At 66.3% G+C, this 407-nt stretch carries 1 protein-coding gene; it reads left to right on the top strand.

The features are described 5' to 3' along the window. Positions 1-407: branched-chain amino acid ABC transporter permease (locus HA630_RS01805; RefSeq protein WP_166832178.1), on the top strand; the 407-nt coding region annotated here is incomplete at both ends.

Here is a 407-nt window from a genome sequence, read left to right on the forward strand (position 1 = left end):
CTGCTGGCGCTGGGGCTGTACCTGTTGATTTCCAAAACCCGCCTGGGCATGAAGATCCGCGCCGGCGCCTTCAACCGCGACATGACCGAGGCGCTGGGCATCAACATCCGCCTGATCCACGCCGTGGTGTTCGCCCTGGGCGTGGGCCTGGCCGCCGTGGCCGGCATGATTGCCGCGCCCATCGCCAGCGTCTACCCCAACATGGGCAGCTCGGTGCTGATCATGTGCTTTGTGGTCGTGGTCATCGGCGGCATCGGCTCGGTGCGCGGGGCGCTCATTTCCGCGCTGCTGGTCGGGCTGGTGGACACCTTCGGCAAGGTGCTGCTGCCCCAGGTGGCGGGCATGCTGGTGTACATGCTGATGGCCGCCGTGCTGCTCTACAAGCCCGAAGGCCTGTTCAAGCAGTG

It is taken from the genome of Aquabacterium sp. A08 (assembly GCF_011742065.1).